A 26,177-nucleotide genomic window follows, 5' to 3' on the forward strand; every position below is an offset into this window, starting at 1 on the left:
GATTGCACGGTGCGCCTAAGGCCGAGCCCGGCTCAGATCACCTGGTAGATCCGTTCCACCGGGCAGATGGTCCGGAAGCGGCGGCGCGTCGAGGCAAAAAGCGATTCCGACTTGCCCAATACCAGGACCCCTCCCGGCCCCAGCGCGTCGGCGAAGCGGTTCAGGATGGTCTCCTGGCGGCTGCGCTCGAAGTAGATCAGCACGTTGCGGCACAGGATGAGGTCGCGGGGGCCGGTGGCCGGCTCGTCGTTCAGGTCGGTGCGGCAGAAATTCACCAGCTCGCGGACCTCCGGGCTCAGGCGGTAGCGCTCCCCCTCGCGGCTGAACCAGCGCCGCATGAGATCGGGCGGCACCTCCTTCAGGCGGTCCGGGTGGTAGAGGGCCTGCCGCGCCAGTTCCAGGGTGGTGGCGTCCACGTCGCTCGCCTCGATGCTCACCTCGCCCTGCAGCACCAGGTCCGGAAACTGCTCCTTCATGATGAGCGCGAGGCTGTAGGGTTCTTCGCCGCTGGCGCACCCAACGCTCGCCACGCGGATCCCCCGGTCCAGGCAGCGCTCGCGCAAAACCAGCGGCAGGATCTCGTAGGCCAGCTTTTCGAAGGTCGTGGGATTCCTGAAAAAATGGGAGACGTGGATGGTGAGCACCTTGAGCAGGTGGTCGAGTTCGTTGCTGTTGCGGGAAAGCAGAGCGCCGTAGGCCTCGGGGGTGGGGGACTGGGTGGCGCGCACCCGGATGCCGATGCGCCGTTTGACGCACTTGTCCTTGTAGCCGTCAAGGCTGAAGCCGCAGCGGTCCTTGAGGATCCTTCCGATGCTGTCGAAGGTTTCCCGGGAGATCTCTTCCGGATCGATGGCGCGCGGCACGGTCAGCATGCGGTGGAACTATCTGGGGCGGTCGCGGGGGGGCGCGCGCCGGGTGCGGTCGGGGACATCGGGAACCTCTTCATGGGCGCCGGCTGGAGTCAGGAATCCATAGCAAATTGCAGGGGAAAAGTCAATTGCGGTACGGGTACGAGGCTTTTCGGCAGGAACACGGTTGAGGTTGAGGACGATTCCCTCTTTGGGAAGGCGAGGGGAGTAGCGGGCAGCACACAAAAAAAGCCCCGCCTAAGGAGCGGGGCTTTTTTTGTGGCGGAGCCTAGGAGGCCAGGTACTGGGCGATCTTCTCGGTGAGGGTGCCGTAGATCCGGCGGCACTCCTTCTCGTCGCGCTCCAGGAGGGTGACCCGGAAGCCCAAGAGGTTCGTGTTGAAGGAGGAGAGCGGCACCACGCAGATCCCGGTGTGGGCCAGCACGTAGTAGACGAAGCGCTTGTCCGGCGCAACACCCGGCTGGTTCACGATCCCCTCCACCAGCTCGCGCACCTCGGCGTTCTCGATGGGGAGCGACTGGCGGCCGTTCAGCACCCCCTCCTTGAAGGGGACCGCCATGTAGAAGGCGCCGTTGGTGCGGTTCACCGCGAGCCCCGGCACCTTTTTCAGTGCGTCGTAGGTGATGTTGCTCATCCGCTCGTAGCGCTCGATGCGCTCCTTCAGGTAGACCTGGTACTCGGGGTGCTTCATGATGGCCGGCAGACAGCGCTGGGGGAGCGTCGTGGAGCAGACCTCGTTCATCTTGGAGGAGAGGATCGCGTTGACGAACTTCTTGAAGCGCGGGTCGCGGTTGCCGTTGTAGACCTCAATCCAGCCGCAGCGCGAACCGGGCCAGGGGAGCTCCTTGGAGATCCCTTTCATGGCGATGGCCGGCACCTCGCCGATCACGTCGGAGATGGGGACGGTCTTCTCGCCGTTGTAGACGATGTTGGAGTAGACCTCGTCGGCGATGATGAAGAGGTCGTAGGCCTTCGCGATGGCGACGATCTGCTTCAGCACCTCGACGGGGTAGACCATGCCGGTCGGGTTGTCCGGGTTGATGAGCATGATCCCGGAGATCTGCGGGTTGTACTTTACGTGGCACTCCAGGTCTTCCATGTCCGGATACCAGTTGTCCTCCGGCTTCAAGCGGTAGCAGACCGGAATCGCGTTGGCATGGGCGGCCTCGCCGATGGAGTGGGTGGTGTAGGTCGGCGAGGGCATGAGGACCCGGCTTTCGGGGCGCAGGTTGCCGTACACCTTGGCGATCGCGTCGCCCAGCCCGTTGAAGAAGATGATGTCGTCGGGGGTGATCTGGGCGCCGCCGCGGGCGTTGGTGAGGGCGCAGACGAACTCGCGGGTCTCCAGGACGCCGCGGGTCGGGCAGTAGGCGTAACTGTCGTCTTCCATCGCGGCGCCAGCCACGATCTCCTTCATCCAGGCGGGGATCACCTCGCCCTTCACGATCGGGTCGCCGATGTTCTCCCAGTTGATCTTCACCCCGAAACGCTGGACCTTCTCGGCGACGTTGACGATGTTCCTGATTTCGTAGGTCAGTTCTCCGGCTCCGGGAGCCACAATGTCGTTACGCATCTCTGTTTTCCCCCATGAAACATTGATTTGGTATGTGTGAATTATAAAAAGCTGTTACAACGAAAAAAGGCCGTGGGTGTCCCCCACGGCCTTCAGTCAAAATTCTAGTTTTGAATCAGCAGTGGCGGCTCCGTTAAGGTTTGGCCGCTGCTGCCGACGAATGGACACTGCCACTCAATGTAACGCTGTTCGTATTCATGGCTAACTCGAATACCATGCGGTCAGGGGAAAGTCAACGATTTTTGTCTGGGAAAAAATCAGGGGGAAACGGTGAGGCGGCCGTCGGCATCGCGCCAGCGCAGCCACCCCGCCGGGCGCTCCAGGCGCACCCAGTCCTCGGCCACCTGGACGACGCGCACCCGCTGGTCCCGGCTCACGCTCCCGGCGTCGGCGCTTGCCTCGCGCGGCGCCCCCTTCAGGGCATAGAGGTTCTTTTTGAGCCCGGGAAGCACCTTCACCTGGCGGCCGACGAGGTAGTCGTCCCAGCTGCGGTACTCCCAGGCGCGCGCCCCTTCCACCCAGCCGGCGCGTCCGGCGTCGTCCCAGGCGAGTTTGAGCCAGCTCCCCTTGGTGGCGTACACCGCGAGGACCGGATGCTCGCGGTCGCCGGAAAGCCGGGGGAGCGCGCCCAGGTCGAGCTCTGCCAGGCGCTCAAGTCCCGGTTCCGCGTAAAAGGGGAGCGGGGACGCCTCCGGGCCCGGCGCGTTCTGGGCCAAGAGCACCCCGCAGCCGCTGTAGGGGCGCAAGGGAGCCGCGGCCCAGGCGGTGGCGGCGATGAGGCAGGCGGTGGTCAGGAGAATAACGTAGCGCATGGTCTAGGCGAAGAGCGCGGTCAGGCGCGCGAGGTACTGGGCGGCCTCGGGGCTCCCCTCTTCGGGGGCGAACTCCCCCTTCTCGTCGGTTAAGAGCGGGAGGTAGGGGCCGGCCTTCGCCTCGAAGAAGATGGTCCCCGGTTCAAGCGACACCGCGGTGTGGTAGGTGCCGTGCGGCACGTCCGCCGCGAGCTTTTCCCCGCAGGCCTCGAGCAGCACGCTTTCCTGGACCTCGCCCTTTTCATCGAAGGTGACGACGCCGAGGCGCCCGCGCAGGCAGACGAAGGTCTCGTCCTTCTCGACGTCGAGGTGCCGGTGCGGGCGGATGTAGGTCCCCGGCTCGATCGCGTTTAACAGCCGATGGCAGCAGGAGGCGTCGCTTTTATGCAGGTTGTGGTTCTTCCTCAGGCGGGGCGCGGTGCGGGCCTGGGCCGTGACCTGGTCCAGCAACGTGGTATCGACGACTTGCATTACCCCTCCACCAGGGCGAACTCGTTGCCGTCCGGGTCGGCGACGACCGCCATCTTGCCCCAGGGGGTGATCTCCAGGGGCTCGGTGAAGCGGGCCCCTTTTTCCTGCAGGCGGGCGCAGAACTCCTCCAACCCCTTCACGGTGAAGGTGATGCCGGTGTGGCGCCCCACCAGCTTCTGGGCGTCCTCGTGCAGGGCAGTGGCGACCCCCAGCGTGGTCCCCTGGCCGGTCAAAAACTCCATCATGAACTCGGTCTCCTGCCCGACAGCAAGACCCAGCCACTCCCGGTAAAAGGTGCGGGCTGCGGGAAAATCGCGAACGAAAACCACCACGTTCTTCATTTTTTCTACCATGAGAACCACCTTCGATGTTATGTTGTGACAGCGTTTTAATACATAGCAGAGAGGGCCGGCGCTGGCAAGAGTTATTGAGCCGCGCGAGCGCACCAGGCGCGCCCTTAACAGGGGGGTATCGTGGGGCAGAGATTCGTACCCAGGGAGGTCTACGTCGCCTCCTCCTATATGGCACCGGTCGGGCGCTACAACGGCCGCGAGCGCGAGGGGCTGAGCTTTCTGGAGATGGCCGAGAAGGCCGGCGAGGTCTTTTCCGGGAGCCGCCTGAGGCGCCAGGACATCGACGCGGTCGTGGTCGGCTGCCAGAACCCGGTCGCCTTTTCCGGGGTGGACAACACCGCGGCCAAGGTGGCGGGGGTGCTGGGGATTTCAGGCGCCAAGTCGGTGCTCATCGACACCGCCTCTTCCTCGGGCGCCTCGGCGCTTGAGTACGCCTACCTGCAGATTGCCTCGGGGCGCTGCGACCACGTGCTCGCGCTGGGGATCCAGAAGATGAGCGACGTCCCGACCGCGCAAGCCACCCGCATCGTCGCCGGGGTGATCGACAGGGACGAGGCGGAGTTCGGCCTCACCATGCCCGCCTGCGGCGCCTTGGTGGCGCGCTCGCTCATGGAGCGCCTGAAGCTCTCCGAGGAGGAGTGGACAGCCTTCTCGGCGCTTCTGACCCAGCGCTCGCACCGCTTCGCCGCCAAGAACCCCGACGCGCACCTGAACTTCGAGATCCCGCTCGAGGAGTACTACCGGCAGATCGTGGACGGGAAGAACTACCGCTACTGGTGGCCCCTGCGCTACCACGACTTCTGCCCGATGTCCGACGGGGTCGCCGCAGTCCTCTTGAGCGCCACCCCCCACGAGGTGATCGTCTCCGGCGTGGGGAGCGCGACCGACATCCCGACCATCGCCGACCGCCCCTACTTCCACTCCTTCCCGGCCACGGTGCGCGCCGCCGCCGAGGCGTACTCCATGGCGGGGATCAGGGACATCACCAGGTTCGCCGGGAAGATCCACGTGAACATGCACGACCCCTTCAACGGCTTCGGCCCGGTGAACATGGTCGATCTCGGCTTCGTGCCGAGGCGCCGCCTGGTTGAGGTGCTCTTGAACGACGAGATCACCGGGTTAAACGGCGCCTTCCCGACCAACGTGACCGGCGGCCTCAAGGGGCGCGGCCATCCGCTGGGGGCGACCGGGATGATCCAGATCGTGGAGAACCACCGGCTGATCACCTCCGGAGCCTTCCAGGCGGGGCTCGCCCATTCCATCGGGGGGCCGATCAACAACAACGTGGTGACGCTTTTGGAGCGGACCAGTCACTACCGGAACCGGCCGCGGCCGGAGGTGAAGAGCTGGGGGCTGCCGCAGTTGGGACACCTGAAGCCCAAGCAGGTAAACCTGGCCGAGCTCATGGGGGCCCCGGGGAGGATGGAGGGGCGCTTCGTGACCGCCACCACCCGCTTCAACTTCAAGACCGGGGCGCCCGAGGCGGTCATCATCGTGGTCTCCTGCGCCGCGGCCGGCGGAAGGTACTCGTTCTTGTTCGGCATCGGCGGCGAGCACTGCGACGAGGTGGCCCGCCTCGCTCCGGGGGACGGGGTGACCCTGGAGAGAAACGGCGAGGAGATCCTGGTGAACCGGATACCGGTGCGCCGCTTCTACCAGCGCACCTGGAACGGGATGCTGGAATTGGCCGGTAACGGCTGGAAAAAACTCACCGGAGGCGGGGCTCCCCAGCCGTAACGGGGGGCCCGCGCTTTGGCGTTGCGTCAGCGCGCGCCTACAGGTATAGTGTGCGCGCTTTTACTTTACGATCAGACGCGACGGAGACTGTAGCCACCCGTGTCGTACGCACTCATCAAACGTTTTACCGTGCTAGCGCTCCCCGCCGCGCTGCTTGTCGCAGCGTTCGCCGCCCTGCAGCGGCTACCGCTTTTGCCGGCACCGCAGCAGGAACTCACCGCCTATGCGCCCTACCTGGCCCTCACCGGAGGCTTCGGGCTGAGCCTCGCCTTCAACCGCGGCCGGATCTTCTTCGCCCTCATTTTGGTGGCCGCGCTCTACCTGGTGCAGCGCGGGGCGCTGGCCCAGGGGGTGGGGGAGCCGGTGCCCCGGGTGCTCTTTCTGAGCCTCTCCGTTATCATCCCGGTGAACCTCACGCTTTTCTGCTTCATGCGCGAGCGGGGGATCTTCAGCCACGCCGGGCGCCTGCGGCTGGGATTTCTGGCCGTCCAGGCGCTCGCGGTCTACTGGATGGCCCGCTTCCGCCAGGACTACAGCCCGATTGCCGAACTGCTCGCCCACCCGTTTTCCCGGTGGCCCGCCTTCGCGAGGTTTCTGCTCCCGCAGTCCTCGCTGTTCTTTTTTCTGGTGGCCGACCTCCTGGTGGCGCTCAGGGTCTTCAAGCGGCGGCTCCCCATCGACGTGGCCCTCTTGGGCAGCCTCATCGCCCTCGGGATCGCCCTGAACCGGGTGACCACCCCCTTTGCACCGGCGCTCTTTGTGACCGTTGCCGCGCTTTTGCTGACCATCGGCGTCCTGCAGGACTCGCACAGCATGGCCTTTACCGACGAATTGACCGGGCTCCCCTCGCGCCGCGCCCTGAACGAGCAGGTGATGGGGCTCGGGCGCAGCTACGTGGTGGCGATGCTGGACGTGGATCACTTCAAGCGCTTCAACGACACCTACGGGCACGACGTGGGTGACCAGGTGCTCAGGATGGTCGGCTCCAAGCTCGCCAAGGTGAAGGGGGGCGGGAGGTCCTTTCGGTACGGCGGCGAGGAATTCACCATCATCTTCCCCAAGCGCTCGCTTAAGGAGGTGACGCCGCACCTCGAGGAGTTGCGCGAGACGGTGGCGACCTACCAGCTCTGGCTGAGGGGGGAGGATCGCCCCAAGGAGGCGGAGCAGGGGAAGGCCAAGCGCTCCGGCGGGGCCGGCGGCAGCGCCGCGAAGTCGGTCTCGGTCACCATCAGCATCGGCGTGGCGGCGGCCAGCGAAGCGCTGCGCACCCCGACCGAGGTCATCAACGCCGCGGACAAGGCGCTCTACCGAGCCAAGCAGCGCGGGCGCAACCAGGTGGCGACCTAGAGGCAGGTTGAGGCAGGTTGAGGCGCCATCTTTCCCCCGGCTTGCCTCTGCAGCTGAGGCGTGTGCCAGAGCGGGGGACGCCTGGCGGAATTTATACATATCAGGCCCGCACCAAGTGGTCGGGCGGTTACCCACTCAAGGAGAACTCCGTTTCATGTTCAAGTTCATCGGCATACTGTTTCTGCTTTTTATCGTGCTCTTTGTCGCCATCATCATCGAGGAGAGCTTCGTGGGTGGCCGGCGCCGCCGCAAGCTGGAGAAAAAAGCCCGCGAGGCCGCGCTCAAATCGGACAACGAGCAGTAACCATTGGCTATTCCCGCCCAACCGAAACCGTTGTCCTCTCCCCGCCGTGGGAGGGGGGAACGCTCCCGTCTCGTCGGACCCGTTTCGTCGGTCAGAAAAATCCCTCAGCCACAGGCTAAATGCTTGACATAGTGTCATTAGCTGGAGTAGTTTAATTTCCGCTAATAGCCTTTACTCTCATAGCAAAGGATGCCGACTCTCATAGAGTTTTTTTATCCTGTATGCCAGCGCCCGGGCCTCAGTCACAGGGCTGAATCGGTCACCTTCGGGATAGTTGCGGTGAAGGCTTTGTAGGTATTACGCCGAGACGGCGCCCGTTTGGGAGGCCGGTTTTCAGAGGATGTTGATGTCGAAGCAGGTGAAGGTAACGGCGATCGTCGGCAGCTACCGCAAGGGCGGGATGATCGATCAGACCGTGGATGAGATGCTGCAGGCGGCCCGGGAGGAAGGGGCCGAGGTTTTCAAGGTCTACCTTTCGGATATCCGGGTGGAGTTTTGCACCAACTGCCGGCTCTGCGCCCAGGAGTCCGGGGCGGCACGCGGTCTTTGCCCGATAGCGGACGAGATGGGGGCCGTACTGGATCGTCTGGAGGCTTCCGACTCCATCATCCTGGCCTCGCCGACCAACTTCGCTACCGTTACCGCGCTCATGAAACGCTTTATCGAGCGGCTGGTCTGCTACGCCTACTGGCCCTGGGGCGCTCACGCGCCCAAACCGCGCAAGCGGGATTTGAGCCGCCGCGCGGTACTGGTCGCCTCCTCGGCGGCACCGGCTTTTCTGGCGCGGCTGGGGACCTCGCTCATCAAGCTGCTCAGGCAGGCCGCGGGCCTCTTGGGAGCCCGCACCGTCGGAGTGCTCTTCATCGGTCTTGCCGCCCGGGAAGAGCGCCAGTCCCCCAGTGACCGGATCAGGAAAAAGGCCCGGGTGCTGGGGAGGAAACTCTCCCATAGCGAGGCCTGAGGGCTTCCCGGAAAAGCGGCGGCTTACCCGTGATACGTTCCCGTGCTTCGGGATTTGGTTGATCTCTTCCAGCAGGTACTACGATCATCCCATCATTGAGTGAGGTGCTATGTTAATCCAGGGTGCATTCATGCATGTCAAGGATTCGGTGACGGCGGACCGGTTTCTCGCCCTTCTCGCGGATCAGGCGCCGCAGGGCCACTACTTCGTCGCACAACCGCCGCCGGGTATCATCATGACGGCTGCCATCGACTGGCGGGTCATCCTCCCCGACAACGAGGCCGCCGCTGAGCTGGCCACCGCCCTGTGGCGGGGGTACGAGTCGCTGGTGAAGCCGCTGGGGAAAAGAAGCCGCCACGAAAAGCCCGGGATCTTCATCCAGATCAAGAACCTGGCGGGGGATTGCGACCAGTTCACCGTCGGCACCGATGTCGACAAGAAGGACGGCTTGCTGCACCGGGTGAAGGAGAGCGTTGCCGTGCTGTCGTCCCGCAACAACGAGGCGGTGCTCAGGGAGATCGAGCAGACCTCTTCCTCCGATTACTGGCGCAGCTTCACCGGCCAGTCCTAAAAACGTCTGCGCGGGCCGGCGCTGCCACCACCCGCGCAGATCCCGCACCGAGGCTCTCGGCAGGCGGTGCCGCACCTGCCGAATGCTTACTTGCCCTGCGTCGTTTCGTCATCCCCAGCCTAGAACCCTCCGCGCTTGACACGGGTCTTTATTGGTATTCAATAATGCAACGGCCCGCATCGCACCTTTCACCATCGTAGTGCTCCTCTTCGCGGCGCAGCTTCTCGCGCCCCCCCTGCTGCGTGCAGCCGACCCGCCAACTTCCTGCTCGGAAGCGACAGAAACCAATGAAAGAGGGCTCTGCAGCGAGTCCCCCGATCTGAACTTCAGCCCCGGCGCCTCGTCGATGGGGACCGGGGGGGCTCTCGACGGGCTTCAACCACCCGTACCGTTAGCTACGCCTCCCGCCGGTCCTGCTGCGCTGCAGGGCACGGGCTCCCCGGAGACGGGAAGCTGGCGCTGGAGGCGCGCCGGTTGGTGGGATTACCTCGGTTCCGGCCTGGCCATCGGGGCGACGCTATTTTCCGAGTCGGTGTACGGCGAGCCTGCTTCTCCGCGCTGGAGCGCGCGTAACGGGCTCGACGAGGGGGTGCGCGACCTGCTGCTGATCTCCAGCAAGCGCGGGCGCGAGATCGCCGAATTCTCCGGCGACCTTTTGATGGCTGCGCTGATCGGCGCTCCGGTGGTCGATGCCCTGACAAGGCTCGGGTTGCGGGACCGCAACTGGGACGCGCTCTGGCAGACCGAGATGATCAACCTGGAATCCTTCGCCTTCACGAGCCTTGCCTCCAGCGTCCTCATGAACAGCGTGCGCCGCGAGAAACCCTACGCCCGTACCTGCGCCGGTACCAACTGTGAAGACTACGAGGAGCGCAACCGGAGCATGCCGAGCGGGCACGTCGCCTTCGCCTTTACCGGGGCGGGACTCCTCTGTACCAACCACGCCTTCCAGCATCCCTACCAGGATCCGGAAAACGAGCGCCTGGCCTGCGGGGCCTCCCTGGGAGTCGCCGCGGCGACCGGCCTGCTGCGCATCATGGCGGACCGGCACTACACCACCGACGTCCTGGCCGGGACCGGGATCGGGCTCGTCTCCGGTTTCCTTTTGCCGCGGCTTTGGCACTACGGTTTCGGCCCCCCCCCGCCGCAGCCACTGAAGGGGAGGGGGGCGCGGCGCGAGGCTCTTTGACCCTGGTCCCGCAGCCCCTGGAAGGGGGTGCCGCACTCATCTGCCAGGTGCGGTTTTGACGGAGCCCGTGTCGCGCGGGGGCAAAGGAGCTGTCAGCTTCCCCCTCACCCCGACTCTCTCCCGCAAGGGGAGAGGGGGGCCAGCCGTAGCGTAGGAACGAGGACAGAGAACAAAAAGACCCCGGAGGCTCAGTTAAAGCTTCCGGGGTCTTCTGTTTCAGTGCTGCCGCGCACGCGCTACGCAGTGCGATGGCGCGAACTTCCCGCGCACCGGGTTTATTTCTTGTGGCAACTCCCGTCGCAGCTGCCGTGGCAGTGCCCCTTCTTCTTCCAGAGCGAGTGGTAGAGCAGGTAGCTGGCCCCCGCCAGGATGACCGTCGCAATGATCATATCCGATATTCCCATGTTACCCTCCAAATCCGAGTAGTTTTCCGCCCTGGTAGACCAGAAGCGCCATGCTCCAGGCGAGCACCATCTGGTAGCCGAAGGCGATGCCGTACCATTTCCAGGTGCCGAACTCGTGCACCATGGCGACCGCCGCGACCACGCACGGCATGTACAAGAGCACGAAGGTGATGAAGGCGTAGGCCGCCAGCGGGGTGAACTGCTTCTTGAGCTCCTCCCTAAGCGGCGTGCGCTCGGCGAGCTTCTCGGCGTCCTCGTCCGTGGAGAGGCTGGAGACCCCGAAGGTCGAGGTGACGTTGTTGACCGATTCACCGAGCGCCTTCACGAGCCCCGAGCCTGCCGTCTGGAGGTCCTGGGCAAAGGTCGGTTTCTCGGCCTTTTTCTCCTCGGCCTTCTTCACGTAGATCTCGCCCATGGTCCCGACCACGATCTCCTTGGCTACCAGCCCCGCGATGAGCGAGGAGCTTGCTTCCCAGGAGCCGAAACCCAAGGGGGAGAGTGCCGGAGCGACCGCGGCGCCCACCTGCCCCAGGTAGGAGTCGCGCTTGTGCTCGACGCCCCAGGGGAGGTTCAACAGGAACCAGACCATGATGGAGACCGCCAGGATGTAGGTGCCGGCTTTGACCAGGAAGTGCTTCCCTTTCTCCCAGGTGTGGATCATGAGGCTCTTAAAAGAAGGGACCCGGTACGGCGGGAGCTCCATGATGAACATCGGTGCGTCGCCCCTGAAGAGGGTCTTCTTGAAGATGAAGCCCATGACGATGGCGAGCACGATCCCCATCACGTAGAGCGACCAGAGTACGGTCCCGCCGTTTTTCGGGAAGAAGGCGCCGATGAAGACCACGTAGACCGGAAGCCGGGCGCCGCAGGACATGAGCGGCACCAAAAGGGCGGTGAGCGCCTTGTCGCGCGGGTTCTCCAGGGTCCGGGTGGCGTAGATGGCCGGCACGTTGCAGCCAAAGCCCAACAGCATGGGGATGAAGGACTTGCCGTGCAGGCCGATGGCGTGCATGGCGCGGTCCATCACGAACGCCGCGCGGGCCATGTAGCCGCTCCCTTCCAGGAAGGTGATGAAGAACATCATGGCGAAGATCATCGGCACGAAGACCAGGACGTTGCCGGTGCCGGCGATGACGCCGTCGGTGGCGAGCGACACGGTCCACTCCGGCGCGTGGATCAGCCCCAAGAGCGCCTCGGCCCAGTGCTTGAACGGGCCGGCGATCATCGAGGAGATCCAGTCGGCCAGGGGCTTCGAGACGTCGAAGGTGAGCTTGAACATGATCCACATGGCGGCGAGGAAGATCGGGATCCCGAACACCCGGTGCAGCACGATGCGGTCGATCTTCTCGGTGACCTCGGTGCGCGGGAGCTCGGGTTTCTTCAGCACTTCCCGGGTGAGGCCGGTGGCGAGCGAGTAGCGCACCTCGGCAAGCACCGCCTCGAGGTCCTCGCCGTGGGCGCGCCGCAAGTGATGCAGGGCTTCCGGGAGAAGCGTCTCCTCGGTGAGGTTGGTCGCCTTGCGCACCTCTGCGTCCCCCTCAATGAGTTTCAGCAAAAGCCAGCGCGAGGGATAGCGCTCCAAAAGCGCCGGAGCCGAAGTGCGCAGGTTCCCGGCGATGAACTCGGCCGCAGCCTCGATGTCCTCGCCGTAGTTAAGCTGGTGCGGCACGGCCAGCTGCGGGGATTTCTCGCCGCTTACCGCGACCTGCAGCAGCTGGTCGAGGCCGGTTTTCTTGGTGGCGGAGGTCGGGACGACCGGGATCCCCAGCATCTTCTCCATTTGCGCCACGTCGATGCGGTACCCCTTGGCCTGCGCCTCGTCGTAGATGTTGAGCGCCATGACCACCGGGATCCCCAACTCCATGAGCTGCACGGTGAGGTAGAGGTTGCGCTCCAGGTTGGTGGCGTCCACCACGTTCAGGATCAGGTCGGGGCGCTCCTCGACCAGGTAGTCGCGGGCGATGATCTCCTCCTGCGTGTACGGGGAGAGCGAGTAGGTGCCGGGGAGGTCGACCAGGCGGATCTTGGTCCCCTGGTACTCGAAGGAGGCCTCCTTCTTCTCGACCGTGACGCCGGGCCAGTTGCCGACGTGCAGGCGCGAACCGGCGATGGCGTTGATGAGCGTCGATTTGCCGGCGTTGGGGTTGCCGGCGACGGCGATGGTAAGCACCCGCTGTTCCACCGGACGCAGGTTCCCGTGCCTGTTGGCGGGTTCCTGCTCCTTCACTGCGCTCTGAGCGTTCATGCCAGCACCTCCACCGCGATACCTTCCGCCTCGTTCTTGCGCAGCGAGAGGTTGTAGCTCTTGATGTAAACCTCGATCGGGTCGCCCATGGGGGCCACCTTGACGACCTTCACCTCCTCGCCCACCAACACCCCCATGTCCATGAGGCGCCGCTTCAAGGGGCCGATCGCCCCGATGGACACGATGCGCCCCTTCTGTCCCGGTTTGAGTACTGCCAGATTCATCGTCCCGCCTCCTTGATCAATATCTTCATCGCCATGCTGCGGTCCACGGCTATGCGCGATTCGTCTACTTTCAAAAGAACCGGGCTGCCGTTGTTGAGCATCTGCACCGTCTTGCCGATGCGCAGTCCGAGGTCCTCGATGCGGCAGTCGCACTTGGTTTTCTCACAGCAAGACGCGCTGGAAGGGGCGATCCTGATTTCGACGATCTCGCCGTGTTCGCCGGTACTTAATAGTCCGAGGGGTATCATGGCTTACTCCTTTTCTGGGTTGCGCTGCGCCCCAGCTCTCGCGTGTGCTTTGAACCGACGGTTCCGTAACTCACCTTGGCGCGCATGGGTGGCAAGCACCCGAACGCCAAAGGCGGTGCGGCAGGAAGGATCGAGCGAGAGCGTGGGAGCGCATCTTGGCTGCCTTAACTGTTTCTTGTCTGGAGGCTGGCTGGTGTCGCCGGGCGGCGACGTGGCTGGCTGGATTCCCTGGGCAGGGATTACTTGGTGAGGATGAGTTTTCCGTTGCTGGTGATGCGCAGCAGGTATTCGGCGTCGGCGTGCAGGATGATGAGTTCCTTGCCGCCGCCCATCAGTTCGGCGCTGGTGACGGTTCTAGGTTTGACTGCGTGGGCGCGTTTGGGGACGGCGGATTGGCTCTCCCCGCTGGCGACGTTCATCATGGGACCTCCTGGTGCTGCTCAGTTTATAGTAGCGCGGCCTCCGCACAGGGCGGCGCCAGCGCAGGAAACGCAATTAAAAGGGGTGCAGTCGCTTTCGGAAGAACCTGTGCTGCGGTCAAGGTGCGCAGCGGCGCCGGTAAAGACAGCCACGGCGTCCCAGGCCTCGGCCGCGTTCGGCTGCTGGTCCAGGAACCACAGTCCGACGCCAGCTGCCCGGGTGGACTGAGAAACTTCGCCTACCAGGCACTCCTGGCCGCTTATCATGGCTTCACGCATGGGACTTCCTCCGGCGGTGATGACTTCCAATTTCATTACAGCGACGCAAGTCAGGGTGGTTTGTTCGGTGCGCAGCGTGGGTAAAACCGTTACTGCTCCCCGCGCTGCGTGGTCTCTAGGCGGGGCCGTAGCTTCGAAGTGCCGAAGTTGCGGTGAATATGGTTTTGAAAATTGAATTCGTTTATAGCGTCGAGTTCCGCTGAAGTCAAGACAAAATTTGAGTTGGGGAGGATTGGGGTTGACGGGGTCAGGATAACTGGATACGGGGAGAATGCACGCCGGTTCCGGGGGAGGGCGTCGGGCATGCGGCTGCCATACGACTTGAGGAAGGCGATGCCGCGCCAGGGGGTCCTTAAAAGAGTTTTATCTTGGTAGCAGGAAGAATCGGATCAACGGGATACTGCCTTTCCGATAGGTGCCGGACTCTCTCCTGATCCTGAAACTATTTAGCGAGGGGCAGCTTGCCTGGGCAGATGTGTCTTCAAAAGCCGCGCCTTTGACATGATGACGATGGACCTTCCTCGTTGGCCAGGACCGGCGGGGCGGTCCCGCAGTCGATCATTAAAAAAAGGCCTTGACATCTTCGTGATCAGCCCTTATAAACGAAAACAACTTTCAAAACCGTTTCTCCTCCCCTCGATAAGCCAGCCCCCCAAAAGCCAGCCAAAGAGAACGATATCGGCATCTACACACACGGATGAGCTTGTCTCTGTTTGGCGCTCCCTGCGTCTATTCAGCTGCCGCAGCGCGTTTTTCTGTTCGGTGCGTGAAAGTGAATTTCAAAGTTGTTGCCGGGGCTTCCCCGACCGGCAGCCAGAGGCTTCTTTGCAACACAACCCAAAAGAAATCCTGAGAAGGTACCTGGCGGAGCGCGGCCTGAAGATCACCCGGCAGCGCTACATCATCCTGGAGGCCTTCATCGAGCTCGGCAGGCACCTGCACGTGGACGAGTTCTACCCGATCCTCCGGACCAAGTACCCAAAGATCGGACACGCCACGGTCTACCGGTCGCTTAAGCTCTTCGCCGAGTCGGGGATCGCCCGCGAGGTCCGTTTCGGCGACGGCCTCACCCGCTACGAGCTGGTCACCGACGGCGTGCGCCACGACCATCTTCTGTGCACCGCCTGCGGCACCATCACCGAATTCGAAAGCCCCGGGCTGGGGCAGTTGGAAGCAAGCATCGTCCAGAACCACGGCTTCAAGGTGCAGAGCCTGCAGATCGAGCTGCGCGGCGTCTGCAGCCAATGCCTGTCTTCCTAGCCGCAACCCGGCCTTCGTGCACGGGATCCGCACCACGTGAGTCCCTGTCTGGGACAGAACCGTTTTCATAACCTGCAATCGGAGCCGGTTGGGCTCCATAACCAGATCGAGGAGGGAAAGATGTACCTGAGGATTCGTTCGGCACTGGCCATTTCACTGTTGACGACCGTTCTGGCTGGCGGTCAGGCCTTGGCGCAGGTTGCCGGGGCGCAGCCCGAGACTGCGGCAGCTGCCGCCCCGCAGAGTGTAAAAGAGAAGAGGGGGGAGATCCCGGAAGAGGTGGGGAGCGAGCACTGGGCCTACCGGGAGATGGCGGAACTAGTGAAGAAGTACGCCGCCGACAAGCAACTCCCGCAGGGGAAAAGTTGCTCGAGACGCGAACTGGCCGAATGCCTGATCGCCGTACTGGACCGCATCGCCGATACTTACGAGAAGGAAGGAAACCGCCTGCTTCTGAAGGACGACCTGGAAGATATCACCGAACTGAAGCTTGCCCTGGACAACGAGCTCTCCCAACAGCAAAACTACCTGAAGAAACGCAAGACCATCGAAGAGATCCTCGCCCTGGTCGAGCCGGAGAGCCCGAGCTTCGTCTACAAGGTCGGGGTGAACGGCTTTCTGCGCGGCGAAGGCGCGCGTAACTACAACCTCCCCGACACCTTCAACTCCGGCCACAACGACGGGCGCTTTATCTACCGCGTGAAGCCCTACGCCTACTGGCACCCGACCGACTACCTCGACCTGCACGTGGAAGGGCAGGGGTACGGCTTCGAAGGGAGCAACGACCGCTACAGCAATTTCGGCCTCTACCAGGGCTTCGTCGAGGCGCGTCTCCCCGGGCACGACGTAGTCGGGGTGAAGGCGGGCCGCCAGGAGTTCGTCTACGGCAGCGCCTTCATGCAGGGCTCGGACACCGCCTTCGACGGGCTGACCTTCGACGCCGTCCGGGTGCGCCTGAAGCCGACCGCCTCGGTCAACCTCGACCTCCTGGGCGGGCGCTACGTGAAGGCCTTCTCCGGCGATGTCGGCGGCAACCTCTACGGCGCCTACCTCAGCTACGCCCCCTCCGAGGACAGCTCGCTCGACGTCTACTACCTGAGGGACTCCGGCGCCGAAGAGCGTCATGTCGGCGCGCATCTGGACAGCATCGGCCTGCGCAGCGTCTCCAAGGTGGGTCCCTTCGGGCTCGAGTTCGAGCCGGTGGTGCAGACCGGCCGCGCCTATAACGACGTGACCGGCGGTCACGACACCATCGACGCCTACGGCGGCCACCTGGACCTCACCAGCGAAGTCGAGGCCTTAGGCATGAAGCACCACTTCCTGGCGAGCTACGCCGTGGGCTCCGGCAGCCAGAACCCCAACCGTGAGTTCCGCAACCCCAACAACGACTCCTCCCTGGTAGGCGACATGCACGCCGTGGGGGATCTCTCCGGCATCGACGTGGGCGAGCACCACGCTTCCGGCATGCAGGTTTACAGCCTGGGCTGGGGAGTCGAGCTCACCGACCAGCTGAGCTTCTCAGCTACCGCACACAAGTTCGTCGTCTCCAGCACCGAGCCCGGGTTCAGCCACCGCATCGGCACCGAGGCCGACTTCAGCGTAAGCTACGCCTTCACGAAAGATCTCTCCCTGCAGCTCTCCTACGACCACATGTTCACCGAGCGCTTCTTCCGCGACGCCTCGGGGAGCGGTGACGACATCACGTACTTCTACGCGATGCTCACCTTCAACATCGACAAGACCAAGAAACGCGCCGTCAAGGTAGAGGGGTAGCCGGCCATGAAAAAAGGAGCGTCCATCGCCGTCGTGGTGACGCTGTTCGCCGCGGCGCTCATCGGCTGGAGCGGGTCCGACGCCCGCGCCGCCGGCGCCAAAAAGGGCAACGGTACCGCCCTCATCGAGGAGACCGGCGCCTATTTGAACCAGTCCCTGGCGCTTTATAGGAAGGGGGACCTCCCCGGCGCCAAGGCGAAGGCCCAGGCCGCCTACTTCGAGGTCTACGAGAACCTGGAGGGGCTGATCCGGGTCAACGTCTCGGCCCGCAAGAACATCGAGCTCGAGGAGGACTTCGTCACCATCCGCAAGATGATCGTCGCCAAGGTCCCGGCGGACCAGCTGGAGAAGAGCATCGGCGCGTTCCTGGTGAAGTTGCGGGCGGTCGGCCCGGAGCTGGAAAGCGGCATCGAGCTGGTCGGCGAGCCAGGCGGCAAAGTCGCGGAAACCGCTGGCAGCCAGGCGGCCGCACCGGCCTCCGGGAAAGAGGCGCGCGTCGAGCCGGTCTGGCGTCAGGCTGCCGACGGGATCGAGGCGAGCCTCACCCAGGCCCGGGAGACCCTGAAGAAAGGGGACGCCAAGGGGGCCGGCGACGAGGTCGTGCAGGCCCAGTTCGACGGCTACAAAAACAGCCTGCTCTCCACGGCGGTGCGCCGCTACGTCTCGCCCGAGCGCGACTTCGAGCACAACGCCTCCTTCAGCCAGATCGCCAAGCTGATGCGCGCCGGTGCCACGCCGGCCGAGGTGGAGAAGCACTGCAGCGAGCTGGTGCGTGCACTCAACGAGGAGCTTCCGACGCTGGGGCCGATCGAGGGTGCAATTGCCAAGGGGGATGCCGCCAAGCCGGCAACTGCGAGCGGTCCGGAGAAGGACTGGGGCAAGGTGGCTGCCGACCTGGTGGCCGAGGTCAACCGTGCCATCGGGCTCTACGGCAAGGGGGAGGCTGCCCAGGCGGTCGCCGCGGTGCAGGACGCCTACTTCGATATCTTCGAGGCAACCGGGATGGAGTCGAAGATCGGGGCGCGCGACGCCAACCTGAAGGCTGGTATCGAGGCGCACTTCAGCCAGCTGGTGGCCCAGATGAAGGGGAACGCACCGGCGGGCGAGCTTCAGGCGGCACTTTCCAGCATGAAGGCAGACCTGGAGAAGGCGACCCAACTGCTTGGCAAAGGGGGCGATTCGCCCAAGGCCCTGTTCCTCTATTCGCTCATGATCATCGTCCGTGAGGGGTTCGAAGCCATCCTGGTGATCACCGCGATCATCGCCTACCTGGTGAAGAGCGGCAACCGCGAGAAGCTCAAGGTCATCTACAACGCGGTGAGCTGCGCGCTGGTCTTAAGCGTCATCACCGCGGTGCTGGTGAAGTGGGTCTTCAAGACCTCCGCCGCCAGCCAGGAGGCGACCGAGGGCGCCACCATGCTCCTCGCCTCGCTGGTGCTCTTCAGCGTGAGCTACTGGATCATCTCCAAGGCCGAGGCACAGAAGTGGTCCAGCTATCTGAAGGAGAAGGTGGGGAGCGCGCTCTCCTCCAATTCGCTGAAGGGGCTCTGGTTCGCGGCGTTCCTGGCGGTCTACCGCGAGGGTGCCGAGACCGTGCTCTTCTACCAGGCGCTGGGAGCGGATGCCGGCGGCACCGGCCTGGGCGCCATCGCCGGCGGCTTCGCGGCCGGTTGCGCGCTCCTCTTCGTCATCTACCTGGTCATGCGCCACGGCGCGGTGCGGCTCCCGATCCGCCCCTTCTTCCTGGCCACCGGCGGGCTGCTCTACTACCTCTCCTTCGTCTTCGCCGGCAAAGGGGTGATGGAGCTGGTCGAGGGGAAACTCTTCGTGCCGTCCAGCATTTCGTGGGTGCCGACCCTGCCGGCGCTCGGGATCTATCCCTACCTGCAGACCCTCTTGCCGCAGGCTGCCCTGCTGCTGGCGGCAGTTGCCGCACTGATTCTCATGGGAAAGAAACGCCCGCAGCAGGCCGGAGCCTGAAGCAGCGAATACCGTCGCGGCACCGCCCGCACTAAAACCAAAAGCATGCCGGGCAGCCGGCCCGGACACACTAACGAGGAGGAGCACACAATGAAGAAGTTGCTGGCACTGAGCATCATGGTTCTTGCTTTCGCCCAGGGGGCCCTGGCGGCAGACAAGCTCAAGGAATACCCGATCGGCGAGGAGAAGGAGATCAACCACATGAAGGTGGCGGCGGTCTACCTGCGCCCCATCGACATGGAGCCGCGCGGCACCGACCTGCCGGCCTCCCAGGCCGACGTGCACCTCGAGGCCGACATTCACGCGCTGCGCGGCAACCCGAACGGCTTCGGCGCCGGCGAGTGGATCCCGTATCTCACCGTGAGCTACAAGCTGGTGAACACCGACACCGGCGCCTCCAAGACCGGGACCTTCATGCCCATGGTGGCCAAAGACGGCCCGCACTACGGCAGCAACGTGAAGATGATGGGGGCGGGCAACTACAAGCTCTCCTTCAGCATTGAGCCCCCCTCCAAGCAGGGGTTCGGCAGGCACACCGACGTCTTCAGCGGCGTCGGCAAGTGGTTCCAGCCCTTCAGCGCCGAGTACAAGTTCAAGTACGTGCCGATCAAAAAGAACTAGCCGGGATAGATTCCCCCGGGAACCAGCGTCCGGGAGGAGCCGGTGCAAGCCGCGGCTCCTCCCGGTCGTTGAGTTTCAGGCGCGGGGGCGTCGCAATGATGGAACGCGGCGTCCCCCAATTGGCAAAGAACACCGGGGAAGCGTGATCTTTAGTCGGCAAAGAATTTCTTTCCAAAGGGGGGGGACGCGGGGCCTCCTGTCGCGCTGCGTGGAAACGAATTCGAGGTGTCCGGGAATTCGCGGTGGAACCTTGTCAGAGGGGGGGACGTGAGATCCGCTGACGTGCGCTGGGAAGAGAGGGGATTGTGCGGGAATTACCCTTACCACAGTCTTGCTTACGACTGAGTAGCCGTAGTGCTCGACCATTCTCATGAAGTAAACCCTGCGGTGCCGGCTCACCGCGCGCCCGGGAGGAGAAGAGGATGCTTTCCTATTTTGTGCATTTCATGCGGGCTTTCCTGCCGCTTGCCCTGGTAGCCGGAATGCTGCTGCCGGCGTTGCGGCGCTCGCGCACCGGTGAGGCCGGGCGCCGGCTGATGGGCGCACCGGCGGCCGGCCTGGCGGCGGGGGTGCTTACCTACCTGGTGGCCTTGAAACTCGAGGCGCTGACCGCCTCGCGCGCCACCCTCTTCGGCCTGGGACTTACCGTCGCCCTCGCCGCGTCCGCTGTCTTTTTGGCGCGGCGCCGCCGGGAGCCCGGTTCCCTGGCGTGCTGGACGGCCCTTTGCTCTCAGGCGGCGCTCGCGGCAGCTGCCATGTTCAGCTTCCTTGCCGCAGCCGGAGAGGAGGCGCTCTCCGCGACCGCCGTGCTCAACTCCGAGCTGATCCTGAACCTGGGCGGCATCCTGATCGGGTTTCTTGGCTGCGCGATCCTCGTCCCGGTCTGCGCGGAGCTCGCCGAGCGCTCGCCGAGCCGCCGGCTGAGCCTGGGACTCTTCTTGATGGGGCTTCTCATCGCCGTTCCCTGGGGCGCCGACCTCCTGCTCGCCCTGATGCGCCTGGAGCGGATCGAGCTTACCAGCCTGAGGCTCTCCGTCGTCGCGAAGGTCGGCAAGTACGCCCATCTCGCCCCATACGGCGAACTCGCGATCCTGGCGGCACTCGCCATCCTCATCTGGAAGGGGCGCTCGCTCCCGGAACATGCCGAACTTGCCGCTTTGGAACCCGCGCCGCGCCGCAAGACCAAAAGCCTCATCCTGCGCGAGACCCGCTGGCTAAAAAGCGCCCTCTACCTGTGCGTCGCCATCGCGGCCGTACTCGGCTTCTACGATCTCTACGCCTCGCGCCCGCCGCGCATCTCCACGCCGGTCCGCCTCACCCCGGATGCCGCCGGGCTGATCAGGATCCCCATGGCCCAGGTTGCCGACGGCAAGCTGCACCGCTTCTCGCATCTGACCGACGACGGACACCTGGTGCGCTTCTTCCTGATCAACACCCGTAGCGCCGGAAGCCCCGGCCAGCCCAGGATCGGCGTGGTCTTCGACGCCTGCATGCTCTGCGGCGACATGGGGTACCTGCAGAACAAGAACGAGATCGTCTGCATCGCCTGCAACGTGCGCATCTTCGTCCCCTCCATCGGCAAGGAAGGGGGGTGCAACCCGATCCCCCTCAGGCACGAGGTGACGGGGAGCGAGATCGTCATCTCGGCGCGCGAACTGGACAAAGGGGCGCGCTACTTCAGCGAGGTAGTCTCCATCAAGGTGAAGGATCCGGTGAGCGGCAAGGAGCTCATCAACCTGAAGGCCCCCTTCCGCGAGGAGTTCAAGGGGAGGATCTACTTCTTCGAGAACGAGAAGACGCTGGAACAGTTCCGCGCCGCGCCCGAGCGCTTTGCCGGAGCCGACCCCGCCCGAAACTTCCGGGTGCAGGGGTACCGCCAGGCCTAAGGAGACGCCATGTTTTTGCTGATGCTTCGACAATCGTTTTTTCGGGGACGCCGCAGGAAGCTGCTCGCCACCTCCACCATCATCCTGGCCGCCAGCCTCATCACGGCGCTCATGACCATCTCCATCGACGTGGGCGACAAGATGTCCCGCGAGATGAAATCGTACGGCGCCAACCTGAACCTGGTCCCCAAGAGCGAGAACCTCCCCCTGGAGATCGGCGGGGTGGACTACAACCCCCTGAAGGGCGAGGTCTTCCTCGAGGAGCAGGACCTGGGGAAGATGAAGGAGATCTTCTGGCACAACAACATCGCCGGCTATGCGCCGTTTCTCAAGGTTCCCGCCAAGCTGGAAGGGGAGGGCGGGGCGGCGGTGCCGCTCGTCGGCACCTACTTCTCCCGGCTGGTGAAGTTCGCCGGCAACGAGGAGTTCCGCACCGGGGTGCGCGAGATCAACCCCTTCTGGCAGGTCAAAGGGAACTGGCCGGACGACGGCAGGACCGACCAGGTCCTGGCCGGGGCGACCCTGGCGCACAAGCTGGGGCTCAAGGCGGGCGACCGGCTCACCGTGCGCTACGCCCTGGCGCCCACCCAGCCGGAAGCCGTGACCGTGACCGGCATCCTGACTACCGGCGGCGCCGAGGAGGCGGCACTGGTCGCTCCGCTTGCCCTGGCGCAGCGCATCTCCGGGCACACCGGGAAGGTGCAGTCGGCGAGCGTGAGTGCCCTCACCGTCCCCGAGGACCGGCTCTCGCGCAAGGCGCGCCGCGGCGCCGACTCCCTCGATTCGCTGGAGTACGACCGCTGGTACTGCACCGCCTACGTAAGCTCCATCGCCCACCAACTGGAGGAGGCGATCCCCAGCGCCGCCGCGCGCCCCATCTGGCAGGTGGCGGCAAGCGAAGGGACCGTGGTCAACAAGATCCAGCTCCTCATGGTGGTGGTCACCATCGCCGCCTTCATCGCCTCGGGCCTCGGGATCTCCTCCCTCATGGTGACGACCATCATGGAACGCTCCCGGGAAATCGGGCTCATGAAAGCGCTCGGTGCCGCGGACTGGGAAGTGTACCTTCTTTTTCTGAGTGAAAGCGCGCTGGTCGGACTGATTGGAGGGCTGATCGGTTGCGGCGCCGGCGCGCTCCTGGCGCAGCTCATTGGACTCTCCATCTTCGGGTCCACCGTCTCCTTTCACCCGATCGTCATTCCGGTCAACGTGGTGATCTCGATCCTCATCGCCCTGGCCGGTTCCCTGGTCCCCTCCCGGCTCATTACCCGGCTCTTTCCCGCGGAGGTGCTCCATGGCCGCAAGTAGTGCAAGTCCCAGCCAGGCCGGGATGTTCCTGCGCATCCTCTTCAAGTCCCTCAAGGTGCGCCGCAACCGTGTCGCCATCACCTTTTGCTCGGTGGCGATCGGAGCCTCCATCATCACGGCGCTCGCCTGCGTCTACTTCGACATCTCCGCCAAGATGAGCCGCGAGCTGAGGACCTACGGGGCCAACTTCTTCATCGGTCCCAAAGCCGCTTCCGGCGAGCGGAGCATGGGCTCCCAGACCGGCCAAGCCGCGCTCCAGGTGATTCCGCCGGACAAGCTGATCGGCGCCTCGCCCTATCTCTACGGCCTGGTGCGGCTCGACCTCGGGAACGCGGTCCTGGCCGGCGTCGACTTCCCCGGCCTCAGGAGGCTTTCGCCCTACTGGCAGGTGGAAGGGGAGTGGATCAGCGTGAGCTTCGACGAGGACTCCTGCATGGTGGGGAAACACCTGGCGAAGACCATGGAGCTCAAGGTCGGCGACAGCGTCAACGTGATGCACGCCGAGAACGGCTTCCAGAAGCGGCTCACAGTGAAGGGGATCGCCGAAACCGGGCAGGCCGAGGACGACCAGATCTTCGTGAACCTTGCGCTGGCCGGCAAGGTGCTGGGGGTGCCCGGCGAGGTGAACCACATCATGGCGAGCGTGGTGAGCCAAGGGACCGACATCGACACCCTCGCGGCGCAGTTGGAGCGCGAGTTCCCGAACCTGGACGCCAAGCCGATTCGGAAGGTTTCCTACTCGGACGGCAAGATCCTGGACCGGATCAAGGGGCTCATGGCCATCGTCGCCGTGATCATCCTGAGCGTGACCACGCTCTGCGTCATGACCACGCTCATCGCCGTGGTGTCGGAGCGCACCCGGGAGATCGGGCTCATGAAGGCGATCGGCGCCGACGACCGCGGCGTGGTGCTGCAGTTTCTCTGCGAGATCATGATCATCGGCGTGGCCGGCGTGACGGCCGGTTTGGGATTGGGCTTTTTGCTTGCGCAGGTGCTGGGGCAGGCGGTTTTCGGTTCGGCAATCACCTTCAGGGCGGTGGTGCTTCCGGTGGCTTTGATCCCGTCGTTGCTGGCGGCACTCGCCGCGGCGGCGCTGCCGGTGCGCATGGCCCTGGGGATCGTCCCGGCGCGCGTGCTGAAGGATGAATAACGGCCGTTCTATGTTCTACGTTCTAGGTTCTACGTTAACAACATGTCCTTGATGCAGGCACACGCCGCCCACCAGAGGATGGGTTTCGGTTTTTAAACCTAGAACGTAGAACATAGAACCTAGAACGGATTTTAGGAGGTTGAGATGCAAAAGATAGTGCTGGAGACCGTCGGTCTCACCAAGAGGTTTGGCAACGTGACGCCGCTGGACGGCATCGACATGCAGGTGCGCGAAGGGGAGTGGGTGGCGATCATGGGGCCGTCGGGATCGGGAAAAACCACCATGCTCAACATCCTTTCCTGCCTGGATACCCTCAGCGAAGGGAAGTACATCCTGGATGGGATCGACACCTCGCAGGTAAGCGAAAAAGAGCGCGTGGTGGTGCGCCGCGAGAAGATCGGCCTGGTGTTCCAGCAGTTCCACCTGGTTCCCTACCTGACCGCTCTGGAGAACGTCATGCTGGCCCAGTACTACCACGGTATGATCGACCGCGACGACGCCATCGAGGTCTTGAACCGGGTGGGGCTCTCGCACCGCTACGACCACCTCCCCTCCCAGCTCTCCGGCGGCGAGCAGCAGCGCGTCTGCATCGCCCGGGCCCTCATCAACCAGCCGGCGATCATCCTGGCCGACGAGCCGACCGGGAACCTGGACGAGTCGAACGAGCAGATCATCCTGGACTTCTTCAAGGAACTCCACGCCGAGGGGCGCACCATCGTCCTGGTGACCCACAACCCCGAGCTTGCCGAATTCGCCGACCGCACGGTGCGCCTGCACCACGGAAAGGTGGTGCAGCATGCGGCGTGACCTGCTCCGTCCGCGCCACTGGCTGCCGGCGGGACTGCTCCTGTGTGCCGTGCTACTGGGTGGCTGCCAAAAGGACCCGACCTGGAAGCTGGGGACCCCCGCGCCGCAGATCACCCTGTTCGACAAGCAGGATGCCTCCGTAAAGCTCTCGGCTTACCAGGGCGACGTGGTGGTGCTCCGTTTCTGGTCCAGCGGCTGCAAGGACTGCGTCGCCGGGATGCCGGCTCTGGATCGCTATGCGCAGAAGTACCGCAGCCGTGGCGTGACCGTCATCGCGGTGAACATGGGAGAGTCGCGTGAGGTGGTGCAGAAGTTTGTAGGCGCCATGAACCTGCGCTATCCGGTGTTGAGAGACCCGGAGCTGATTGCGGCCAAGAAGTATCGCGTGACCTCGGTTCCCAGCACGTTCTTCATCGACCGCAAAGGGGCGGCGCGGCTCATGGTGCCGGGTGAGGTGAGTCAGCAGGTGTTCGAGAAAGCGGTGGACGCGCTGTTGTAAAGGTGGGCGGAGCAGCGGGGCGGTCGTGACCGAGAGACGGCGCCGGATCAGGTCCGCACCTCTCCAATAGCGAAAGCTGGTCTGCACCCTGGCGTAACTGTTGTTGCAGAGTGACGGCGGCGGAGTGTCGGGAAGGGAAGCAGAAAGGGCGAGCTCTGGAGTCATCCCCAACAGTCCGGATCGGATCAGGGGGGAGCCAGTGTTCGCCCTTCTTTAGTCAATCCCTCTTGTGAGAGGCTCGGATACGCTTGCACCCAGCCAGCGCCGGCGGCATCACGTCCCCCACTTTGCAAAAGGGAGACAGGGGGGATTCGCCTTTTTGATGCACGAAGCTCTGCTCAGCGCATCCGGGGCCCGGAAACCGTGAACCCGTCGCTCCTGGTATAGGGGCGGTGGCTGAAGCGCGCCCTGCGCTGTGCCAGGCGCTTGATGTTTTCTTCCGAGGCGGTGGTCACCGGCTCGATGCGGGAAGTAGCCGCCGTCTGTTGTTTCCCCATGAAACCTGCGATGAGTTCCAAAAACATACTTCCTTCCTCCTTGCCGTAACGCGAACCCGATCAGAGGAACCGAGCCACGTGCAGCAATAGGACCTATCGTCGCCGCGCGGGAAATCTTTAGGAGGAAATGTAAGTAGCGGTGAAAGCGAAGGGAAGGGAGAGAGCGGAAGGAGCTGCATAAGACGTGCGGGCCGGAGGTATGGGTTCGAAAATGCTAGGGGGTGAGCCCTTCGGGTCAAGTGCCTGCAAGGCGAATCCCTCCTGTTTAAATGCATGAGTGAGGGGAATTGAAAGAGGGAGCCTCCTGGTGGTAGAAGCTTGCTAAGCAAGCAGCTGGGTCGAATAAATCGCCCAGAATCAAACCACAGGAGGCTCCCATGGCGGCACTTT

The 26,177-nt window shown here is 64.0% G+C and carries 26 protein-coding genes; 15 read left to right on the forward strand and 11 right to left on the reverse strand.

What is annotated here, in order from left to right:
* Positions 1 to 32 precede the first annotated feature (32 nt).
* The 5 genes from GMST_RS10920 to GMST_RS10940 form a co-directional block, all read right to left on the reverse strand.
* The gene (locus tag GMST_RS10920; protein ID WP_183354682.1) at positions 33 to 872 is read right to left on the reverse strand and encodes a CheR family methyltransferase; all 840 of its coding nucleotides are present in this window, start codon (positions 870 to 872) and stop codon (positions 33 to 35) included.
* Positions 873 to 1,137: 265 nt separating this feature from the next.
* Complete coding sequence (locus GMST_RS10925) at positions 1,138 to 2,442, reverse strand: pyridoxal phosphate-dependent aminotransferase (protein WP_183354683.1); 1,305 nt, start codon at positions 2,440 to 2,442, stop codon at positions 1,138 to 1,140.
* 257 nt (positions 2,443 to 2,699) lie between these two features.
* Positions 2,700 to 3,254, reverse strand: a complete 555-nt coding sequence (locus tag GMST_RS10930) for an SH3 domain-containing protein (protein WP_183354684.1) — start codon at positions 3,252 to 3,254, stop codon at positions 2,700 to 2,702.
* 3 nt (positions 3,255 to 3,257) lie between these two features.
* Positions 3,258 to 3,725 carry a WbuC family cupin fold metalloprotein gene (locus GMST_RS10935; RefSeq protein WP_183354685.1) on the reverse strand — a complete coding sequence of 156 codons (468 nt, stop codon included), beginning with the start codon at positions 3,723 to 3,725 and terminating at the stop codon, positions 3,258 to 3,260.
* Entirely contained in the window at positions 3,725 to 4,078 is a 354-nt protein-coding gene (locus tag GMST_RS10940) for a VOC family protein (RefSeq protein ID WP_183354686.1), read from the reverse strand. Before GMST_RS10940 ends, GMST_RS10935 begins: the two co-directional genes overlap by 1 nt.
* Positions 4,079 to 4,198: 120 nt before the next feature.
* On the opposite strand from GMST_RS10940, the gene GMST_RS10945 reads away from it, so the two are divergent.
* The 6 genes from GMST_RS10945 to GMST_RS10970 all read left to right on the forward strand — a co-directional run bounded on the left by GMST_RS10945 (position 4,199) and on the right by GMST_RS10970 (position 10,187).
* Entirely contained in the window at positions 4,199 to 5,815 is a 1,617-nt protein-coding gene (locus GMST_RS10945; protein WP_183354687.1) for a thiolase family protein, read from the forward strand.
* A gap of 99 nt (positions 5,816 to 5,914) precedes the next feature.
* On the forward strand, positions 5,915 to 7,162 hold the full coding sequence (locus tag GMST_RS10950; protein WP_183354688.1) for a GGDEF domain-containing protein: 1,248 nt from the start codon (positions 5,915 to 5,917) through the stop codon (positions 7,160 to 7,162).
* A gap of 154 nt (positions 7,163 to 7,316) precedes the next feature.
* On the forward strand, positions 7,317 to 7,466 hold the full coding sequence (locus GMST_RS10955) for a hypothetical protein (protein WP_183354689.1): 150 nt from the start codon (positions 7,317 to 7,319) through the stop codon (positions 7,464 to 7,466).
* Positions 7,467 to 7,812: 346 nt separating this feature from the next.
* On the forward strand, positions 7,813 to 8,427 hold the full coding sequence (locus tag GMST_RS10960; RefSeq protein WP_183354690.1) for a flavodoxin family protein: 615 nt from the start codon (positions 7,813 to 7,815) through the stop codon (positions 8,425 to 8,427).
* Positions 8,428 to 8,557: 130 nt separating this feature from the next.
* Positions 8,558 to 8,998 (forward strand): hypothetical protein, encoded by a 441-nt coding sequence (locus tag GMST_RS10965; protein ID WP_183354691.1) that lies wholly within the window; start codon positions 8,558 to 8,560, stop codon positions 8,996 to 8,998.
* Positions 8,999 to 9,149: 151 nt separating this feature from the next.
* Positions 9,150 to 10,187 carry a phosphatase PAP2 family protein gene (locus GMST_RS10970; protein ID WP_183354692.1) on the forward strand — a complete coding sequence of 346 codons (1,038 nt, stop codon included), beginning with the start codon at positions 9,150 to 9,152 and terminating at the stop codon, positions 10,185 to 10,187.
* Between the two features lie 275 nt (positions 10,188 to 10,462).
* Here GMST_RS10970 and GMST_RS10975 read toward each other — a convergent pair whose 3' ends face one another.
* The 5 genes from GMST_RS10975 to hemP form a co-directional block, all read right to left on the reverse strand.
* Complete coding sequence (locus tag GMST_RS10975) at positions 10,463 to 10,591, reverse strand: FeoB-associated Cys-rich membrane protein (RefSeq protein WP_183354693.1); 129 nt, start codon at positions 10,589 to 10,591, stop codon at positions 10,463 to 10,465.
* 1 nt (position 10,592) lies between these two features.
* Positions 10,593 to 12,836, reverse strand: coding sequence for a ferrous iron transport protein B (gene feoB, locus GMST_RS10980; protein WP_183354694.1), 2,244 nt, complete (start codon positions 12,834 to 12,836; stop codon positions 10,593 to 10,595).
* On the reverse strand, positions 12,833 to 13,060 hold the full coding sequence (locus GMST_RS10985) for a FeoA family protein (RefSeq protein WP_183354695.1): 228 nt from the start codon (positions 13,058 to 13,060) through the stop codon (positions 12,833 to 12,835). The genes feoB and GMST_RS10985 overlap by 4 nt, the downstream gene beginning before the upstream one ends.
* Positions 13,057 to 13,308, reverse strand: a complete 252-nt coding sequence (locus GMST_RS10990) for a FeoA family protein (RefSeq protein ID WP_183354696.1) — start codon at positions 13,306 to 13,308, stop codon at positions 13,057 to 13,059. The genes GMST_RS10985 and GMST_RS10990 overlap by 4 nt, the downstream gene beginning before the upstream one ends.
* Before the next feature lie 239 nt (positions 13,309 to 13,547).
* Positions 13,548 to 13,730, reverse strand: a complete 183-nt coding sequence (gene hemP, locus GMST_RS10995) for a hemin uptake protein HemP (RefSeq protein ID WP_246399397.1) — start codon at positions 13,728 to 13,730, stop codon at positions 13,548 to 13,550.
* A 1,101-nt stretch (positions 13,731 to 14,831) separates the two neighbouring features.
* Here hemP and GMST_RS11000 point away from each other — a divergent pair.
* The 9 genes from GMST_RS11000 (at position 14,832) to GMST_RS11040 (ending at position 25,290) form a co-directional block, all read left to right on the forward strand.
* Positions 14,832 to 15,266, forward strand: a complete 435-nt coding sequence (locus GMST_RS11000) for a Fur family transcriptional regulator (RefSeq protein WP_183354697.1) — start codon at positions 14,832 to 14,834, stop codon at positions 15,264 to 15,266.
* Positions 15,267 to 15,386: 120 nt separating this feature from the next.
* Entirely contained in the window at positions 15,387 to 17,039 is a 1,653-nt protein-coding gene (locus tag GMST_RS11005) for an alginate export family protein (protein WP_183354698.1), read from the forward strand.
* Between the two features lie 6 nt (positions 17,040 to 17,045).
* The gene (locus GMST_RS11010; RefSeq protein ID WP_183354699.1) at positions 17,046 to 19,019 is read left to right on the forward strand and encodes an FTR1 family iron permease; all 1,974 of its coding nucleotides are present in this window, start codon (positions 17,046 to 17,048) and stop codon (positions 19,017 to 19,019) included.
* A 90-nt stretch (positions 19,020 to 19,109) separates the two neighbouring features.
* Entirely contained in the window at positions 19,110 to 19,640 is a 531-nt protein-coding gene (locus tag GMST_RS11015; protein ID WP_183354700.1) for an iron transporter, read from the forward strand.
* A 422-nt stretch (positions 19,641 to 20,062) separates the two neighbouring features.
* On the forward strand, positions 20,063 to 21,526 hold the full coding sequence (locus GMST_RS11020; RefSeq protein WP_183354701.1) for a Fe-S-containing protein: 1,464 nt from the start codon (positions 20,063 to 20,065) through the stop codon (positions 21,524 to 21,526).
* 9 nt (positions 21,527 to 21,535) lie between these two features.
* Positions 21,536 to 22,834, forward strand: a complete 1,299-nt coding sequence (locus GMST_RS11025; protein ID WP_183354702.1) for an ABC transporter permease — start codon at positions 21,536 to 21,538, stop codon at positions 22,832 to 22,834.
* Positions 22,821 to 23,984 (forward strand): ABC transporter permease, encoded by a 1,164-nt coding sequence (locus tag GMST_RS11030; protein ID WP_198424550.1) that lies wholly within the window; start codon positions 22,821 to 22,823, stop codon positions 23,982 to 23,984. Before GMST_RS11025 ends, GMST_RS11030 begins: the two co-directional genes overlap by 14 nt.
* Before the next feature lie 144 nt (positions 23,985 to 24,128).
* Positions 24,129 to 24,791 carry an ABC transporter ATP-binding protein gene (locus GMST_RS11035; protein WP_183354703.1) on the forward strand — a complete coding sequence of 221 codons (663 nt, stop codon included), beginning with the start codon at positions 24,129 to 24,131 and terminating at the stop codon, positions 24,789 to 24,791.
* Positions 24,781 to 25,290, forward strand: coding sequence for a TlpA family protein disulfide reductase (locus tag GMST_RS11040; RefSeq protein WP_183354704.1), 510 nt, complete (start codon positions 24,781 to 24,783; stop codon positions 25,288 to 25,290). The genes GMST_RS11035 and GMST_RS11040 overlap by 11 nt, the downstream gene beginning before the upstream one ends.
* A 338-nt stretch (positions 25,291 to 25,628) precedes the next feature.
* Here GMST_RS11040 and GMST_RS11045 read toward each other — a convergent pair whose 3' ends face one another.
* Positions 25,629 to 25,814, reverse strand: a complete 186-nt coding sequence (locus tag GMST_RS11045) for a hypothetical protein (RefSeq protein ID WP_183354705.1) — start codon at positions 25,812 to 25,814, stop codon at positions 25,629 to 25,631.
* Positions 25,815 to 26,177: the final 363 nt, after the last annotated feature.

The sequence above is a fragment of the Geomonas silvestris genome, assembly GCF_014193515.1.
Taxonomy (GTDB): Bacteria; Desulfobacterota; Desulfuromonadia; order Geobacterales; family Geobacteraceae; genus Geomonas; species Geomonas silvestris.

Excerpts from the sequence above, each read along its gene's own strand:
- GMST_RS11035 (WP_183354703.1), top strand. The coding sequence starts at position 24,129 with ATGCAAAAGATAGTGCTGGAGACCGTCGGTCTCACCAAGAGGTTTGGC.
- GMST_RS11015 (WP_183354700.1), top strand. The coding sequence starts at position 19,110 with ATGAAGAAGTTGCTGGCACTGAGCATCATGGTTCTTGCTTTCGCCCAG.
- GMST_RS10925 (WP_183354683.1), bottom strand. The coding sequence starts at position 2,442 with ATGCGTAACGACATTGTGGCTCCCGGAGCCGGAGAACTGACCTACGAA.
- GMST_RS11045 (WP_183354705.1), bottom strand. The coding sequence starts at position 25,814 with ATGTTTTTGGAACTCATCGCAGGTTTCATGGGGAAACAACAGACGGCG.
- GMST_RS10960 (WP_183354690.1), top strand. The coding sequence starts at position 7,813 with ATGTCGAAGCAGGTGAAGGTAACGGCGATCGTCGGCAGCTACCGCAAG.
- GMST_RS10940 (WP_183354686.1), bottom strand. The coding sequence starts at position 4,078 with ATGGTAGAAAAAATGAAGAACGTGGTGGTTTTCGTTCGCGATTTTCCC.
- GMST_RS10930 (WP_183354684.1), bottom strand. The coding sequence starts at position 3,254 with ATGCGCTACGTTATTCTCCTGACCACCGCCTGCCTCATCGCCGCCACC.
- GMST_RS10975 (WP_183354693.1), bottom strand. The coding sequence starts at position 10,591 with ATGGGAATATCGGATATGATCATTGCGACGGTCATCCTGGCGGGGGCC.
- GMST_RS10965 (WP_183354691.1), top strand. The coding sequence starts at position 8,558 with ATGCATGTCAAGGATTCGGTGACGGCGGACCGGTTTCTCGCCCTTCTC.
- GMST_RS10935 (WP_183354685.1), bottom strand. The coding sequence starts at position 3,725 with ATGCAAGTCGTCGATACCACGTTGCTGGACCAGGTCACGGCCCAGGCC.
- GMST_RS11030 (WP_198424550.1), top strand. The coding sequence starts at position 22,821 with ATGGCCGCAAGTAGTGCAAGTCCCAGCCAGGCCGGGATGTTCCTGCGC.
- GMST_RS11025 (WP_183354702.1), top strand. The coding sequence starts at position 21,536 with ATGTTTTTGCTGATGCTTCGACAATCGTTTTTTCGGGGACGCCGCAGG.
- GMST_RS11005 (WP_183354698.1), top strand. The coding sequence starts at position 15,387 with ATGTACCTGAGGATTCGTTCGGCACTGGCCATTTCACTGTTGACGACC.
- GMST_RS11040 (WP_183354704.1), top strand. The coding sequence starts at position 24,781 with ATGCGGCGTGACCTGCTCCGTCCGCGCCACTGGCTGCCGGCGGGACTG.
- GMST_RS11010 (WP_183354699.1), top strand. The coding sequence starts at position 17,046 with ATGAAAAAAGGAGCGTCCATCGCCGTCGTGGTGACGCTGTTCGCCGCG.
- GMST_RS10985 (WP_183354695.1), bottom strand. The coding sequence starts at position 13,060 with ATGAATCTGGCAGTACTCAAACCGGGACAGAAGGGGCGCATCGTGTCC.
- GMST_RS10990 (WP_183354696.1), bottom strand. The coding sequence starts at position 13,308 with ATGATACCCCTCGGACTATTAAGTACCGGCGAACACGGCGAGATCGTC.
- GMST_RS10955 (WP_183354689.1), top strand. The coding sequence starts at position 7,317 with ATGTTCAAGTTCATCGGCATACTGTTTCTGCTTTTTATCGTGCTCTTT.
- feoB (WP_183354694.1), bottom strand. The coding sequence starts at position 12,836 with ATGAACGCTCAGAGCGCAGTGAAGGAGCAGGAACCCGCCAACAGGCAC.
- hemP (WP_246399397.1), bottom strand. The coding sequence starts at position 13,730 with ATGATGAACGTCGCCAGCGGGGAGAGCCAATCCGCCGTCCCCAAACGC.
- GMST_RS11020 (WP_183354701.1), top strand. The coding sequence starts at position 20,063 with ATGCTTTCCTATTTTGTGCATTTCATGCGGGCTTTCCTGCCGCTTGCC.
- GMST_RS10920 (WP_183354682.1), bottom strand. The coding sequence starts at position 872 with ATGCTGACCGTGCCGCGCGCCATCGATCCGGAAGAGATCTCCCGGGAA.